The 16,912-nt window shown below is 49.9% G+C and carries 13 protein-coding genes; 9 read left to right on the top strand and 4 right to left on the bottom strand.

What is annotated here, in order from left to right:
• The first annotated feature begins 156 nt into the window (after positions 1–156).
• A complete protein-coding gene (lpdA, locus tag HLG76_RS10465; RefSeq protein WP_077660109.1) occupies positions 157–1,581 on the top strand; it encodes a dihydrolipoyl dehydrogenase in 1,425 nt (474 codons plus the stop codon).
• Between the two features lie 128 nt (positions 1,582–1,709).
• On the opposite strand, the gene HLG76_RS10460 is transcribed toward lpdA, so the two are convergent.
• On the bottom strand, positions 1,710–3,623 hold the full coding sequence (locus HLG76_RS10460; protein WP_025744322.1) for a methyl-accepting chemotaxis protein: 1,914 nt from the start codon (positions 3,621–3,623) through the stop codon (positions 1,710–1,712).
• A 575-nt stretch (positions 3,624–4,198) separates the two neighbouring features.
• Between HLG76_RS10460 and acnB the strand changes: the two genes are divergently transcribed.
• Positions 4,199–6,796: a bifunctional aconitate hydratase 2/2-methylisocitrate dehydratase gene (gene acnB, locus HLG76_RS10455; protein WP_175993615.1), complete on the top strand. Its 2,598-nt coding sequence runs from the start codon at positions 4,199–4,201 to the stop codon at positions 6,794–6,796.
• A 127-nt stretch (positions 6,797–6,923) separates the two neighbouring features.
• Here the strand turns inward: acnB and HLG76_RS10450 are convergent, their stop codons facing one another.
• A complete protein-coding gene (locus tag HLG76_RS10450; RefSeq protein WP_077660106.1) occupies positions 6,924–8,060 on the bottom strand; it encodes a glycerate kinase in 1,137 nt (378 codons plus the stop codon).
• Between the two features lie 142 nt (positions 8,061–8,202).
• Here HLG76_RS10450 and HLG76_RS10445 point away from each other — a divergent pair, with 142 nt between their 5' ends.
• From HLG76_RS10445 to HLG76_RS10420, 6 genes are all read left to right on the top strand, one after another.
• Positions 8,203–8,586, top strand: coding sequence for a YacL family protein (locus tag HLG76_RS10445; protein ID WP_158009957.1), 384 nt, complete (start codon positions 8,203–8,205; stop codon positions 8,584–8,586).
• Between the two features lie 239 nt (positions 8,587–8,825).
• Positions 8,826–9,164, top strand: coding sequence for a P-II family nitrogen regulator (locus HLG76_RS10440; protein ID WP_025673127.1), 339 nt, complete (start codon positions 8,826–8,828; stop codon positions 9,162–9,164).
• 17 nt (positions 9,165–9,181) lie between these two features.
• On the top strand, positions 9,182–10,411 hold the full coding sequence (locus HLG76_RS10435; protein ID WP_175993614.1) for an ammonium transporter: 1,230 nt from the start codon (positions 9,182–9,184) through the stop codon (positions 10,409–10,411).
• A gap of 164 nt (positions 10,412–10,575) precedes the next feature.
• Entirely contained in the window at positions 10,576–11,592 is a 1,017-nt protein-coding gene (locus HLG76_RS10430; protein ID WP_021024179.1) for a Fe(3+) ABC transporter substrate-binding protein, read from the top strand.
• A 63-nt stretch (positions 11,593–11,655) separates the two neighbouring features.
• The gene (locus HLG76_RS10425; RefSeq protein ID WP_077459840.1) at positions 11,656–13,287 is read left to right on the top strand and encodes an iron ABC transporter permease; all 1,632 of its coding nucleotides are present in this window, start codon (positions 11,656–11,658) and stop codon (positions 13,285–13,287) included.
• The gene (locus tag HLG76_RS10420; protein ID WP_077676614.1) at positions 13,284–14,330 is read left to right on the top strand and encodes an ABC transporter ATP-binding protein; all 1,047 of its coding nucleotides are present in this window, start codon (positions 13,284–13,286) and stop codon (positions 14,328–14,330) included. Before HLG76_RS10425 ends, HLG76_RS10420 begins: the two co-directional genes overlap by 4 nt.
• 61 nt (positions 14,331–14,391) lie before the next feature.
• Here HLG76_RS10420 and HLG76_RS10415 read toward each other — a convergent pair whose 3' ends face one another.
• Complete coding sequence (locus tag HLG76_RS10415; protein ID WP_077459838.1) at positions 14,392–14,997, bottom strand: TetR/AcrR family transcriptional regulator; 606 nt, start codon at positions 14,995–14,997, stop codon at positions 14,392–14,394.
• Between the two features lie 347 nt (positions 14,998–15,344).
• On the opposite strand from HLG76_RS10415, the gene hpt reads away from it, so the two are divergent.
• Entirely contained in the window at positions 15,345–15,875 is a 531-nt protein-coding gene (gene hpt, locus HLG76_RS10410; protein ID WP_021024183.1) for a hypoxanthine phosphoribosyltransferase, read from the top strand.
• A gap of 141 nt (positions 15,876–16,016) precedes the next feature.
• Here hpt and secF read toward each other — a convergent pair whose 3' ends face one another.
• Positions 16,017–16,907: a protein translocase subunit SecF gene (secF, locus tag HLG76_RS10405; protein WP_175993613.1), complete on the bottom strand. Its 891-nt coding sequence runs from the start codon at positions 16,905–16,907 to the stop codon at positions 16,017–16,019.
• Positions 16,908–16,912: the final 5 nt, after the last annotated feature.

Raw genomic sequence — 16,912 nt, 5'->3', positions numbered from 1 at the left:
GTGAAGGGTCGGTTGGGAATTGTTGTGCAGCTCACAGGCTATGGGTTTTTATTTTTCAGCCCATTAACATGGCTGTAAACTGTGGCACCAAACACCCACAACAATAAAAACTACCGCTCTTAGCCTGTCAGGGAATAAGACTACAACGAGGTCAGAATGAGTAAAGAAATCAAAGCGCAAGTCGTCGTTCTTGGCGCTGGTCCTGCTGGATACTCCGCCGCTTTCCGCTGTGCCGACCTAGGTTTGGAAACAGTGCTGGTTGAACGTTACAACACCCTAGGGGGTGTGTGTCTAAACGTTGGCTGTATTCCTTCTAAAGCCCTACTACACGTTGCCAAAGTGATCGAAGAAGCCAAAGCGATGGCCGATCATGGCGTGGTTTTCGGCGAGCCACAAACCGATATCGATAAAATTCGCTCTTGGAAAGACAAGGTGATCGGTCAGTTGACCGGTGGCTTAGGTGGCATGGCCAAGCAGCGTAAAGTGACCGTGGTTAACGGTACCGGCCGTTTCACTGGCGCCAACACCCTGTTGGTCGAGGGTGAAGAAAGCACCACCATTAATTTTGACAACGCGATCATCGCGGCCGGCTCTCGTCCTATCGAGCTGCCATTTATCCCGCATGATGATCCACGTATCTGGGACTCTACTGACGCGCTCGAGCTCAAAGAAGTACCAGAGAAAATGCTGCTGATGGGCGGTGGTATCATTGGTCTAGAAATGGGTACTGTCTATCACGCATTGGGCTCACAGGTCGATGTGGTCGAAATGTGTGATCAGGTGATCCCGGCGGCCGATAAAGACGTGATTAAAGTCTTTACCAAGCGTATCAGCAAGAAAATGAACCTGATGCTGGAAACCAAAGTCACCGCAGTAGAAGCCAAAGAAGATGGTATTTACGTGACGATGGAAGGCAAAAAAGCGCCAGCAGAGCCAGTACGTTATGATGCTGTATTGGTTGCGATTGGCCGTAGCCCGAATGGCAAACTGCTTGACGCCGGCCAAGCCGGGGTTGAAGTTGACGATCGCGGCTTCATCAATGTTGATAAGCAAATGCGCACTAACGTGCCACACATCTATGCGATCGGCGATATTGTTGGTCAGCCAATGCTTGCGCATAAAGGTGTGCATGAAGGCCATGTGGCTGCGGAAGTCATTTCTGGTAAGAAACATTACTTTGATCCGAAAGTGATCCCATCGATTGCTTATACTGAGCCAGAAGTAGCATGGGTCGGTAAAACCGAGAAAGAATGTAAGGAAGAGGGCATCAACTACGAAGCCTCTACCTTCCCATGGGCGGCTTCTGGTCGTGCGATTGCGTCTGACTGCGCTGACGGTATGACCAAGCTTATCTTCGATAAAGATACGCACCGTGTCATCGGGGGTGCCGTTGTCGGTACCAACGGTGGTGAGCTGTTGGGCGAAATCGGTCTTGCGATTGAAATGGGCTGTGATGCCGAAGACATCGCGTTGACTGTTCACGCTCACCCAACACTCCATGAGTCTGTTGGCTTGGCCGCTGAAGTGTTTGAAGGCTCAATCACGGATATGCCGAATCCAAAAGCGAAGAAAAAGAAATAAACTGCGCGTTTATATGTTTCTTCTTAAGCCCTGCATTGCGGGGCTTTTTTATATCGGTGATATATCGATTGAGAAGAAAAAAGCGGGCCTCGGCCCGCTTAGTCAGTATGATGGTCAAGCGTTAACGCTTAAAGCTTAAAGCTGCCCACCAAGGTATCGAGACGTTTAGACAGATCACGCAGTGACTCGCTGGCTTCAGCCATGGTATTGGCGGTATCCGCGGTCTGTTGCGAGCTGTGATTAATCTCTTCAATATTCTGATTGATGTCATTGACCACCGTTGATTGCTCTTCTGTCGCGGTCGCTACTTGTGTATTCATGTCTGAGATTTGGATAATCTGCTCATTAATCGCGTTCAGTGACAGCGACGCCTCATCCGATGCGTTGACCCCTTCGGCTGTCATGGTGCGGCTTTGCTCCATTGCGTTGACAGCATTATGGGCCTCTTGCTGCAGGCGGTTGATCATAGTCTGGATTTCATCGGTTGAATCGGAGGTACGGCTAGCCAGGTTACGCACCTCGTCGGCAACGACCGCAAAGCCTCGCCCTTGTTCGCCCGCACGTGCCGCTTCAATGGCGGCGTTCAAGGCGAGCAGGTTGGTTTGCTCTGAAATACCACGAATTACATCCAAAATGCCGCCAATTGCGTCGGTGTTTTCAGCCAGCGCACTGATCACTTTCGACATATTCTCCATATCGTCGGCAAGGCTGGCGATGGTGTCTCGCGCTTGGGTGACCACACCTTGGCCATTGGCTGCATCATCGGACGCTTGGTTAGCGGCACTGGCGGCATTAGCGGCATTGCCGGCAATTTCATTCACCGTCGCGCCCATTTCATTAATCGCCGTCACCACTTGTACGGTGCGATCACGCTGATACTCACTCTGAGATTGCGTGGCGCTAGCTTGTGACGAGACTTGCTCTGCAGCATGACGAAGCTCACCACCGGTACTGGCAACGTCTGAGACTAAGCGATGAATCTTGTCGACAAAGCTATTAAACCCAGACGCTAACTGACCAATTTCGTCTTGGCTATCGATGTCGACTCGTTGGCGTAAATCGCCTTCACCCTCGCCGATCTCACGGAACACATTCGCCACGTATTGAATCGGTTTGGTAATGGTCGTCGCAAGCCAAACGGCCACCACAATAAACACTAACCCAACGACCACAGACACCATTAGGATCTGATTGCGGGTTTGATTGAGTGGTGCAAAGACTTCTTCTGCTGGAACATCTGCGATGACATACCAGTCCATGGAGGGAACATAACTTGAGGCGAGCAGGACTTCCTTGCCATTAATGTGTGTATCGAGGAGGTTAAAGTCACCTTTTTGGAGCAAGCTCCGTGCCTGTGCTCCATACACATCACTCAATGTTTTTTCGCCCATGAGATCGGTGTCACGGTGCAATTGGACCATACCATCGGCATTGACTAAGAAAACAAAGCCCGACTGTTCGATTTTGAATTGATTCAAAAAGCGGGTCATGTCTTCGAGTGAACGCGAAAACCCAGCCAAGCCTTTGCCGTTAAGCTGTTGAAAGTTGACGAACAGCTTGAGCTCGCCATTATCCTCTTGGAATACCTGTGCCATGGTGGCATTGCCACTGTCGAGAAAGTTATAAAACCAACTGTCTTTTTCACGCGTTAACACCCGTAAAAATCCGTTTTGATTCCAATATTGGCCGGTCTCTCGGTTAGCGATAGAGGCATCATTGAGATCGTATTGGTCACGTAACACGTTAAGCTGCTTGACCACGCGGGCTTCTTCGCTCGGGGTGATCCCTTGGTTGAGAATATCGAGTGTCACCGGATTTGACGCGAGCTGACGCGCAGCAGATTGCAGCTGGTTAACTTCACTATCAATGGTATCTCTAAACTGAGTGAGGGTGGTCGGAAGCTCATTCTCTAACAGGCGCTTTTCCATAATATCGCGCGCTTGGCTTAAGCTCATATAGCTGACGATCGCGGTCGATGCGATCACGGCTGAGACAAATGCCAACACGAGCTTTTGCTTAATCGTGAGTTGTTTTAGCTTCATGCCTTTCTCTCTATGTGGTCTATCACGCGCTATTTTGTAATCATCGATAAGTTGACAAGTTAGCGTGACAAAAAAGTGACGATGTGTATGGCACCAACGTCTAAGTTAGCAGAATTACATTTACCGTTCCTAATGTATCGGCGATGAAATGATAAAATTGAAGCCCTTGCCCATAATTATTGATGAAAATGACACTTAGCTCGCGCTTTCAACACAAACCGATAAAAAGGGGCGGAGAGCGCACCGCCTGATCGATATCGCGTTATCTTTTATGGCTAACTGTATCGTGATAAAAAACAGTATAGAATCAAACAGAACGCGACAATCACGGTTAATTGGATCGTGAGAATGAGGAAATAGAGGGCTGCGTCACTAAGACCTTGGTCGTATGTTTCATAAAACGGGTAGATTTTAATTTTAAGTTAAAAATGCTATCCTCACGCAGCGGTTACGTGCTCGAACCCTCGTCTTGCTGGAAAATTTTAATAAACTTCGCCGGATAAGCGTGATACGAGTACTAACACTTTCCAAGGATGTTGGGCCACAGGGCCTGACCGAGATAAGAGGAAATAGTCGTGCTTGAAGCCTACCGTAAACACGTCGAAGAACGTGCCGCTCAGGGTATTGTGCCTAAACCGCTGAACGCTGAGCAAACCGCCAGTCTGATAGAACTGTTGAAAAACCCGCCCGCTGGCGAAGAAGAAACCCTTGTTTATTTGCTGGAAAACCGAATTCCACCCGGCGTGGATGAAGCCGCCTATGTAAAAGCAGGCTTTTTAGCTGCGTTGGCAAATGGTGAGGCGCAATCGCCGTTAATCAGCCCTGAGCGCGCCACAGAGCTACTCGGTACCATGCAAGGCGGTTATAACATCCAGCCTCTGATCGCGTTGTTAGAGGATGAAAAACTGGCGCCAATTGCAGCCAAAGCCCTGTCACATACCCTGCTCATGTTTGATGCTTTCTATGACGTGGAAGACAAAATGAAAGCAGGGAATGCTTACGCTAAACAAGTGATGGAATCGTGGGCCAACGCAGATTGGTACCTGGAAAAACCGCAGATTCCTGAAAAAGTGACACTGACAGTGTTCAAAGTATCGGGTGAAACCAACACCGATGACTTGTCTCCCGCCCCTGATGCATGGTCACGTCCAGATATTCCCTTACATGCCCTTGCGATGCTTAAAAACGAGCGCGAAGGTATTCAACCGGATAAACCCGGTGACATTGGCCCCATTGAGCAAATGAAGGCGCTGGAAGAAAAAGGCCACCCACTGGTTTATGTCGGTGATGTGGTTGGCACTGGCTCGTCACGTAAATCAGCGACCAACTCGGTGTTGTGGTTTATGGGCCAAGACATTCCGAATGTGCCTAATAAGCGCTTCGGCGGTTTCTGTTTAGGCGGAAAAATTGCCCCTATTTTCTTTAATACCATGGAAGACGCGGGCGCATTGCCGATTGAGCTCGATGTGACTTCGCTCAATATGGGCGATGTGATTGACCTGTACCCCGCTGACGGTAAAGTGTGCAAGCATGGCACCGATGACGTGCTGTCGACCTTCCAGCTCAAAACCGACATTTTGTATGATGAAGTACGTGCCGGTGGCCGCATCCCATTGATTATCGGTCGCGGCTTGACCGATCGAGCCCGTGAATGTCTCGGCCTTGAGCCATCTGACGTCTTCCGCCGTCCCCGTCCAGTGGCTGAATCCACCAAAGGCTTTACGCTGGCACAAAAAATGGTCGGTAAAGCCTGTGGCGTCGAAGGTGTGCGTCCGAATACCTATTGTGAGCCTAAGATGACCACGGTAGGGTCACAAGACACCACCGGACCCATGACCCGTGATGAGCTTAAAGACTTGGCGTGTCTTGGTTTTACCGCCGATTTGACCATGCAGTCTTTCTGTCATACGTCAGCATATCCAAAGCCGGTTGACGTGGAAACACACCATACCTTGCCCGATTTCATCATGAATCGTGGTGGTGTGGCACTGCGTCCAGGCGATGGGGTGATTCACTCTTGGCTCAATCGTATGCTGCTGCCTGATACCGTGGGTACCGGTGGCGACTCACATACGCGTTTCCCGCTGGGGATTTCTTTCCCTGCCGGCTCGGGTCTGGTGGCCTTTGCTGCAGCAACCGGGGTGATGCCGCTGGATATGCCTGAGTCGGTCTTGGTGCGCTTTAAAGGCGAAATGCAGCCCGGTGTTACCTTGCGTGACTTAGTCCATGCCATTCCGTATTTCGGCATCAAACAAGGTCTGTTAACGGTTGAGAAATCAGGAAAAATCAACGAATTTTCCGGTCGTGTTCTCGAAATCGAAGGGGTTGAACACCTCACGGTTGAACAGGCGTTTGAGTTATCAGATGCATCCGCAGAGCGCTCTGCGGCTGGTTGTACCGTGAAGCTGTCACAAGACTCAGTGGCCGAATACCTTGAGTCGAATATTGTGATGCTCAAGTGGATGATTGCCGAAGGTTATGGCGACCGCCGTACCATTGAGCGCCGCATTCAAGCGATGCAGCAATGGCTAGACAGCCCAAGTTTGATGGAAGCGGACAAAGATGCCGAGTATGCCCACGTACTTGAAATCGATCTGGCCGAGATCAAAGAGCCTATCTTGTGTGCACCGAACGATCCGGATGATGCGCGTACCTTGTCGGACGTGGCAGGCGACAGTGTCGATGAAGTCTTTATCGGAAGCTGTATGACCAACATTGGTCACTTCCGAGCAGCCGGTAAATTGCTGGATAAATTCGGTGGCAGCTTATCGACTCGGATGTGGGTGGCACCACCGACGAAGATGGATAGAGATCAGCTGACCGCTGAAGGTTATTACGGTATCTACGGTCGTGCTGGGGTACGGATCGAAACGCCGGGATGTTCCTTGTGCATGGGTAACCAAGCGCGTGTGGCGGAAAAATCGACTGTGTTGTCGACCTCGACACGTAATTTCCCAAACCGTCTCGGTACGGGCGCGAATGTGTATCTGGCGTCGGCTGAGCTGTCGGCAGTCGGTGCGATTCTCGGCCGGATCCCGACTCAAAAGGAATATCTAGAGTACGCTGAGCAAATCAATGCGACGGCAAGTGATACTTATCGTTATCTTAACTTCCATCAAATGGATGCCTACACCAGCATCGCGAATGATGTGATTGTTAAAACCGCAGTGTAGGACGCGCTGATGGCCGATAGCGTTCGGCATGGCGCCAAGAAAAGCGCCTTCCATCTTTATGGGAGGCGCTTTTTTTCGTGTGCGTGACCGAGTGAGAGAGCGCCAACTGGCTTCGTGTTATGGTTGATTAATTAATCGGGTTATCCATTAATCGCGCAATATTCTCAGCCGTGCGCGTGACGTTGCTTGCCGTGTTGACCAGCGCCTCAGACAATGAGCAGGGCCCTGGCTGAATGGGGAAAATCGCTTTGACGCCGTGTTGATAAAGCGTATCACAGTTGTCACCGACACTGCCGGCGATCACCACCACGGGAATGTGATGTGATTGGCCAATCCGGGCGAGCGCCATGGGGACTTTTCCGTGCTGAGTTTGACCATCGACCCGTCCCTCACCGGTAATAATCCAATCTGCTTGTGCCAGGGTCGAATACGCGTGGGTCCGTGTTAGTAGCAACTCCACCCCGGGTACGAGCTGGGCATTGAGTAAACCGCCTAAAGCGGCACCGATTCCGCCTGCTGCGCCTGCGCCTGGAAAGTGCGCAATGGCATGGCCAAGTTGATAGTGACAAATACGGGCAAAACGGTGAAGGTGTTGCTCTAAACTGCGAATGTGGCTGACCGTGGCGCCTTTTTGCGGACCAAATACGGTAGCAGCGCCATCGGGTCCACATAGCGGGTTATCGACATCACAGGCCGCGGTGAGTGTGACAGCGCGCAAGCGTGAATCGAGCGTGCTGAGATCCAGTGTCATCAATGCACCTAATCCGTGTCCAGTCGGAATAATTGGTTTGCCTGCACCGTCAAGCAGGCGCGCGCCTAAGGCGGTCAGGATCCCGGCACCCGCGTCATTGGTGGCACTGCCACCTAAACCAATAATGATTTCATCGATGTCATGATCAAGAGCTGCACGGATCAGCTCACCGGTGCCTAAGCTGGTGGTATGGAGCGGATTTTTTGCGGTGCTTGGCATTAATGGCAAACCTGAGGCACTGGCGACATCCAACACGGCCAGTCGTTGCTCACGATTAATCACAAAACTGGCCGTCACCGGGCGAAAATCTGGCCCCGTGACGTCACAGTGAAAACGTTCTCCACCGAGTCGTTCGAGCATACTTTGTGCAAACCCCTCACCACCATCTGCCATGGGCAACAGTGAAAACGTGGCATTAGGCAGTGCGGCTGCCATGCCTGTTTGAATAGCGTTAGCGACTTGTGGGGCGCTGAGGCTTTCTTTGAATGAGTCCGGTGCGATCACAATATGCATGGCTTGTCCTTGGCGATATGACGGTCGTCCATTAAGTCGAACTGAAGTAAACAGTATGAGCGAAGTGCTACCTTGATAACAGCTTGGGCTTGGCAATTCGTGGCAAAAGCCGGACAATGCCGCGCGAAGATTGGAGGTGGATGTGGATTACGAATTTTCTCGCAATAGTTTTGATGACAGTTATCGCATTGTGTTCTCAATGGGCCATGAAGCGATTGGTCGCTGGTTGTTCGATGAAGTAGGCACTGAGCTTAGCCACGTTGAGCAATATGTCGAGGCCCTCGCTCAGCTGGAAAACGAACAGCAATGGCGCGGGCATACTTTTACCTTAACAGCCAATAAAGATGAAGTGGTGGTGATGGCGAATGCCATGCTACAAACACCATCGGATGAGGCGCAAGCAACCCTCAGTGCGCAGGCATTGACGTTTTATGATCAAGAAAGCTGTGCCGCGTGTGGCTATGATGACTTTATGGAAATGTTATCGGCCTATCGCGACTTTATTATCCGTTATGGTCGACGATAACTCGAGATAAACGCGGAGCGGGGAATCGGCCCGCGTTTTTTCGATGATCGCTGATGGTGCAGTTAAGCAATAACACATTGCCGATGCGCTGTCTTGGTGAATACCTCGCACTTTTATAGTGCAAACTCCTCGAATTACCCCTCCTTGTTTTCTAACTACATGATTTTAAAGACATCAAATATTGGCACGGCTCTTGATACCTACAGTGTGAAGCAAACACAAGGACTCAGGAGAAGGATATGAAACTGATTAGCGCCATTATCAAGCCATTTAAGCTTGATGACGTTCGTGAAGCGTTGGCGGATGCCGGTATTGATGGCATGACGGTCTCGGAAGTCAAAGGCTTTGGCCGCCAAAAAGGGCACACAGAATTATATCGTGGCGCCGAATACCAAGTCGATTTTTTACCCAAAGTGAAACTTGAAATCGCGGTACAGAGCGAGAATGTGGATTCTGTCGTTGAAGCGATTTCTAATGCTGCACAGACCGGAAAAATCGGCGATGGCAAAATCTTTGTCTTCGATCTTCAGCAGGCGGTGCGTATTCGTACCGGTGAAATGGATTTGGAAGCAATTTAATACAGGGAGTATAGACAATGGAACTGGTTAATACGGTGACAGAATTGCGCTACGCGCTCGACACCTTTTTCTTTCTTTTATCCGGCGCGTTGGTGATGTGGATGGCCGCGGGCTTTGCGATGTTAGAAGCCGGCTTGGTGCGATCTAAAAATACCACGGAGATCCTGACCAAAAATATCTGCTTATATGCCATTGCGTGCACCATGTATTTACTGGTCGGTTACAACATCATGTATGTCGACAATGCGGGTGGGGGTTTTATACCTTCATTTGACACCTTGATTGGCACACAGGGCGCAGAGGCTGATCATTCATTGGAATCAGACTTCTTCTTCCAAGTCGTGTTTGTTGCTACCGCTATGTCAGTGGTGTCTGGTGCCGTCGCGGAACGAATGAAGCTGTGGGCGTTCCTGGTTTTCTCTGTCATCTTGACGGCGGTGATCTATCCAGTTGAAGGATATTGGACTTGGGGCGGCGGCTTCCTATCTGAGGCCGGTTTCAGTGACTTTGCCGGCTCAGGAATTGTTCACATGGCCGGTGCTTCCGCGGCATTAGCCGGTGTGCTCTTGTTAGGTGCGCGTAAAGGCAAGTACAGCAAAAACGGTAAAATCAACCCGATTCCTGGTTCTAACTTGCCGTTAGCGACCTTGGGAACGTTTATCCTTTGGTTCGGCTGGTTTGGTTTCAATGGCGGCTCGCAGTTGATGGTCTCAGATTTTGAGAATGCGACAGCGGTGGGACAAATCTTCCTCAACACGAATGCGGCGGCGGCGGCCGGTGCCATTGCAGCCTTACTGGTATGCAAAACCCTATGGGGGAAAGCGGATTTGACCATGGTCTTAAATGGCGCGTTGGCTGGCTTGGTGGCAATTACCGCCGATCCGCTGTCACCCTCACCAGTGGCGGCACTGATCATTGGTGTGGTATCTGGGGCCATCGTCGTGTTCAGTATTATCGGTCTCGACAAGATAAAAATTGACGATCCTGTCGGTGCGATTTCCGTCCACGGTGTGTGTGGTTTCTTTGGCCTCATGGTTGTGCCTTTAAGTAACACAGCAGCGACCTTTGGTGCCCAGCTTCTGGGAGCGGCCGTTATTTTTGCCTGGGTATTCGGTGCAAGCTGCGTGGTTTGGTGGATATTGAAGAAAACCATGGGTATTCGCGTGACCGAAGAAGAAGAGATGTCGGGTATGGACTTACACGATTGCGGTATTGATGCGTATCCCGAATTTGTCAGCGTAAAATAGCCACGCGTATAAGACATCGTTAAACTCTGAAACGAAACCTTACATTTTTACAGTAGGGTTTCGTTTTTTTTTGATCCTATCGATATTGAGCATTCAGTCATTCTCTGTATACTAACGAAAGTGAGATTCGTTATCATTTATCATCATATTTAAGGACTGTTACGATGAAAAAACTGCTGATTGCCTCGGCTGTGACGGCTAGCCTGCTAGGAACAAGTACTGCGTTCGCGGCTGAAGAAGTGAATGTCTACTCGTATCGCCAACCGTTTTTGATTGAACCCATGTTTGATGCGTTTACTGAAGAGACTGGCATCAAGGTAAACGTTAAGTTTGCTAAAAAAGGCATGGCAGAAAAGGTCAAGCAGGAAGGCGAATATAGCCCAGCAGATGTCCTTCTTACGGTTGATATTTCACGCCTTAAAGAGCTGTTAAACCAAGATGTGGTGCAAGCGGTTCAAAGCGATGTGATTGATAGCAATGTGCCTGAACAGTTTCGTGATAGTGAAGATAAGTGGGTAGCGCTGACAACGCGTGCACGTGCGGTATACTCTTCTCGGGAGCGAGTTGGCGAGTTAGGTGACGATTTTGACTATCTTGACTTGGCAAAACCCGAATGGAAAGGCAAGATTTGTACCCGTTCAGGCAAACACCCTTATAATGTCTCTCTTGTGTCCGCTATCATTGAAAACCATGGTGAAGCGAAAGCCAAAGAATGGCTAGAAGGGGTTAAAGACAACCTCGCGCGTAAACCACAAGGTAACGATCGCGCGCAAGTAAAAGCGATTAAAGAAGGGCTCTGTGATGTGTCGCTAGGGAATAGCTATTACCTAGGTAAGATGCTAAACGATGAAGAGCAAACAGCGTGGGCGGAAGCGGTTTATCTAAATTATCCGGGCCAGAATACTCATGGGACACATGTCAATGTGAGTGGTATGGCGATGGCGAAGTACGCACCGAACCAAGAAAACGCGCTTAAACTTATGGAATTTTTAACGTCAGACAAAGCGCAGCATATGTATGCTGAGGTTAACTTCGAAGAGCCGGTGAAAGCGGGTGTCGAGAAGTCTGAGCTAGTGGCATCTTGGGGGGATTATAAGCACGACCCAATGCCGTTAGAGGCGATTGCTGATAACTATGCCCAATCAGTGAAGCTGTTGGATGAAGTTCAGTTCGACCTGTAAACCATCGCATAGGGGCGACGACCGCCCCTGTTGTCTTTCTCTGACGCCTTAATGTAGTAGGCCATGCGAGATAGATTACCCATTATAAAAACCAGCAGCTGGGGCCTAGCCCTGTTGCTGGTTTTGCCGATCTTAGCGATCTTTTACACCGCGGTTGGTGATACAGGTGATATTTTTCCTCACCTGTTCCAGACCGTGCTCCCTACCTATACCCTAAATACCAGTCTGTTAGTGGTTGGTGTGGTCGCGATTGCGATGATACTGGGTGTCCCGACAGCGTGGATGCTGGCGATGTATCAGGTACCTGGCAGCCGACAATTGCAATGGGCGATGGTCCTACCGCTGGCGATGCCCGGGTATATTATCGGTTATATCTATACGGACTGGTTTGATTATGCTGGGCCGTTGCAGCGCGCTTTACGGTATGCCTTTGAATGGCAAAGCGTGACCGATTATTGGTTCCCCGATATGCGCACGCTAACGGGGGCTTGCTTTGTCTTAGCGCTGGTGCTGTACCCTTATATTTACTTATTAACACGCGCTGCTTTTATGGAGCAAAGTGTGACCTTGACCCATTCTGCCCGCCTGTTGGGTTGCTCGCCACTTCAGAGTTTTCGCCGAATTTCTTTGCCGCTAGCCCGGCCCGCTATTGCCGTTGGCGCGTCGCTGGTGGCGATGGAGGCGTTGGGCGACTTTGGTACGGTCAATTATTTTGCCGTTAGCACACTGACCACGGCGGTCTATGATACTTGGTTGAGTTATTCAAGCTTAACGGCAGCAGCTAAAATATCCGCGATAATGCTGGTGGCGATTTTTCTTTTAATCAGTGCCGAGCGTTATGGACGACGTAAACAAGCCCAATTTAGTCCAAGCTCAAGCAGTGACGCAATCGAGAAAACGCCTTTGCGAGGCTGGCGTAAAGTAGGCGTAGTAGTCTGGTGCTGGAGCCTATTATCATTGGCTTTTATCTTACCGCTTTTACAGTTGGTGATGTACGCATGGCACTACTATGAAAAAAATGCCATCAGTGATTTCGCCGCGTTTAGCTATAACAGCTTTTATACCTCGACGTTGGCAGCTGTTATTGCGGTGGCTATTGCGTGGACGGTGAATGTCTATCGTCGCTTACGTGGTGATGGTATTAGTGTTGCGCCAATGCGTCTGGCATCTATGGGCTATGCGGTACCCGGCACCGTGCTCGCTATCGGGGTAATGCTGGTGCTTACGCGCGGTGATCATGTCATTAATGATGTTGCCACCGCCTATGGATGGGGCCGGCCAGGGCTGGTACTGTCAGGGACCATGGTCGCTTTGCTGGCAGCATTTGTAGTGCGCTTTAGTGCCGTTGCCATTGGTAGTATCGAATCAAGCATGGCCAAAATCCCCCCTTCGCTCGATATGGCGGCGCGAACCATGGGCTGCACAACCACAGGGGTCATTCGCCGCGTGCACCTGCCTTTAATTCGTCGTGGTACGCTTATTGCGATGTTGCTGGTGTTTATTGAGTCGATGAAAGAGCTTAATGCGGCTATTTTACTGCGTCCATTTAACTTTGAAACACTGGCCACCTATGTGTACAACTTTACCTCTGATGAACACTTAGAGTACGCCGCATTACCGGCAATTTTACTGGTAGTGGTTGGCTTAATTCCGCTTATCTTGATTAACCGGTCATTGGAGCAGAAATATCAATGAAGTGCGCCTTGTCGATTAAAAACCTGACCTGCAGCTATAACGGCACGCCTGTCTTAAAAGATTTATCGCTGCAAGTGGCACCTGGAGAGATTGTTTGCCTACTCGGTGCCAGTGGCTGCGGAAAAACCACCTTGTTAAAAGCAATGGCAGGTTTAATGCCGCTATCGGCAGGGACGCTATCGATTGGCTGTAAAGTCATGGATAATGAGCATCACTCTGTGCCACCTGAGCAGCGTAATATCGGTATGATCTTTCAAGATTATGCGCTTTTTCCGCACCTAACCGTTGCAGAGAATATCGGGTTTGGACTTTCACAGTTGGCCGCTCAAGCGCGAGCGGGCAAAGTGGCTGACATGCTTAAATTGGTCCATTTAACTGACCTTGGGGATCGTTATCCGCATCAATTATCCGGTGGTCAACAGCAACGGGTAGCGATTGCCCGTGCGCTTGCCTATGAACCCGATCTGTTATTACTGGATGAGCCTTTTTCTAACATTGACACCCAGGTACGCCACGACTTGATTGAAGAGATCCGGCGTATTTTTAAATCACAGGGTGTGACAGCGATTTTGGTGACCCACAGTCGCGAAGAAGCCTTTGCCTTTGCCGATAAATTGGCCGTAATGAATCAAGGTCTTATTGAACAGTTCGGTGATACCACAGAGGTCTATTATCAGCCTGCAAGCCGCTTTGTGGCAGATTTTCTTGGTCAAGGGTCTTATGTTCCTGTAACCGTGTCTGAGCAAGAGCAAATGCAGACGCCACTTGGCCCTTGGCCGCGTCCTGTACATTGTCATCCCGGCCCGCATTGGTGGTTACTCCGGCCACAATTTTTAAGTATTCGGGCAGACGATCAGGGCGAGGGACAGGTCTTGTCACAGCAGTTTATGGGAGATAGCAGCCGCTACACCATTGATATTCATGGGCAGAAGTTGTCGGTTCACGCTCGAGAGCCGCTGTCGGTCGGAGAAAAAGTGCGTTTAAATATTCGTTCTCATGAGCCCGTTTTGTTCAATGATGGACCGAGCTTTATCGATCCCTAACGCGCATGGATGACGCATTAAAAAGCCAACGTGACGTTGGCTTTCTATCGTGCCATGTCGTTTAGCCATGCTGGCATAATACATCAATGTAATGCTGGGCCATGGCGTTAAGCGCCGCTTTATCGGGCTGTTGGTGGGCTTGTAAAAATAGCACATAGCAGACCCCTGCTAGCATGCTGGCGAGCTCTCTGGGTTGATGACGATCTGTCATTTCGCCTTTTTCGATGCCACGTTTAAATACGTTCTCGAACTGATCAACCGCATCTCGACTGCCTTTGACAAAACGTGGCCAAATATCCTCGCGAATCGACGTACTCCACTCAAACCAGACTTTCATCCACGCTTTATCGGCGAGTGCGGTATCAATTATCTGTGATGTGATACAGTTTAATGCGCCGCGCATCGATTGATCTTGCTCGGTACACTCATTAATCAACGCAATAAAGTGCTTTTCGGTTTGTGCAAGGATTTCTTCCACAAGGTCTTCGCGCGTGGGAAAGTAGTTAAAGACGGTCGCGACGGAAACGTCCGCCATGTCTGCGATATCCGCGTGCCCAGCGCGGCCAATACCGCGTTTCGCAAAAACATCTAAACCACAAGTTAATAACTGCTCTTTACGTCTTTCCGGCGACAGTCGCGTCCTTGTTCTTTCATTTGATTGAGCCATCCTAAAACCTGCCAACTTATTTTTGGTTTGTACAAATTAATTATTGTTTGTGCTAACAATTTTCTTATTAGCGATATTGAGTTTATACCAGCTATTTATCGTCTGACAACGGGCGTAAAGCTGATCTGGGCCGTAAAACGGTAATTTTGTCTGCAAAAAAAGTCATTCATTATTAAAAAGACAGGCATGGATTATTTTTTCTTATCAATCAGTGTGATAGTTAACTAGTGTGCGGGTGCAAATGGCTGACAACCGGCGTGACTGGGATCCGCAATCGATTTAGTGCTAGACTATGCCACCTTTGTTAGTGACCCCCGCGATCGTGGGGACAAACCATCGGGGCAGATATGAAACACACCGTTGAAGTGATGATTTCAGAACAGGACGTACAGGCGCGAGTAAAAGCCCTGGGCGCCGAGATCAATGAGCATTATAAAGACTCAAACGACCTTGTTTTGGTCGGGTTGCTGCGTGGCTCGTTCGTCTTTATGGCTGATTTATGTCGCGCGATTGACTTGCCACATTCGGTCGACTTTATGACCGCATCAAGCTATGGCAATAGCATGGAAAGCACGCGTGACGTGCGCATTCTTAAAGATTTGGATGATGACATCAAAGGAAAAGACATTCTTTTGGTTGAAGACATCATTGATACTGGCAACACGCTCAGTAAAGTCTGCGAAATCTTATCGCTGCGTGAGCCAAACTCGGTACGTATTTGTACCCTGCTCGATAAACCCGAGCGCCGCGAAGTGAATGTGACAGTCGATTGGCTTGGCTTTACCATCCCGGATGAATTTGTTGTCGGGGTTGGGATTGATTACGCTCAGAAATATCGCCATTTGCCGTATATCGGTAAAGTGATCCCATTGGATTAATCTCCGCAGCGACGCGTAACGCCTGTCATCACAGAGTGGCCGGTGGTTATTACGATAAATGAAAAAACCGAGCGCTTGCTCGGTTTTTTTGTAGGCACTTTTTGTAGCGACTTTTGTAGGAAACATAGCGGGTTCGGTGGGTTAGCACGTCCCCTCATGCTCTGGCGCACGCTGATAATGCGAAGCCGATAGCCCCAGTATTTCTTGTAGGCAAGATGCGACGGCGACCGATGACCAAGTTCCAGTGAGCACCCCCACAAACAGCGTTAGGGCAAAGCCATATAGCGCATCGCCACCCAGTATCAACAAGCATCCGATGGTAAACAGCGTCGTCCCGGCAGTGATCAAGGTACGCGAGAAGGTCTCGCAGACCGCAATATTGGTGCTGATATAAACACATTGGTTCGGTTTGGCCCTTAGGACATCGCGCAGCCGGTCACCGATCACAATCGAGTCATTGAGCGAGTAACCGATTACAGCTAGCAACCCGGCAATCACATTGAGATCCATGGGCACGGCGAGAATGGCGAGTAGCCCCAAGGTGAGGGTGACATCGTGTACCAGCGCGCCTATGGCTGCTAGGGCGAGTCGCCACTCAAAGCGAATCGCCAAATAAAGCATGATCGCCAACGAGGCAACTAGCAGGGCTAAGCCACCTTGTTCAAACAGGACCTGACCGACCTGAGGGCCGACTACGTCAGCTTGAATCAAACTCACTGGCATCGATAACGCAGTACTGATTTGTACCATCACCTGCTGAGGATCTTGCCATTGAGAGGTGTGGGGCAACACTAACTGCCACTGTCCCTGCGTGGTACTTGCCTTGAGCGTGGCCAGATCGCCAAACTGACTGTGCAGGGCTGGGATCAGCTTATCACTGCCAGCCAAGCTTGGTAGCGCGAAGTCAATCACGATACCGCCGGTAAAGTCGATGCCTAGGTTCAGGCCATAATAAGTAATCGCCCAGATGCTCATGGTCATTAGCAGCGCGGAGAGAGCGAAGCTGGTATAGCGGGCTTGGGTTAAGTTCATGGTAT

Source organism: Salinivibrio sp. EAGSL, from assembly GCF_013366455.1.
Classification (GTDB): Bacteria; Pseudomonadota; Gammaproteobacteria; order Enterobacterales; family Vibrionaceae; genus Salinivibrio; species Salinivibrio costicola.
Note: the sequence above shows the minus strand (reverse complement) of the source record. Positions and strands in the feature narration are given on the sequence as shown.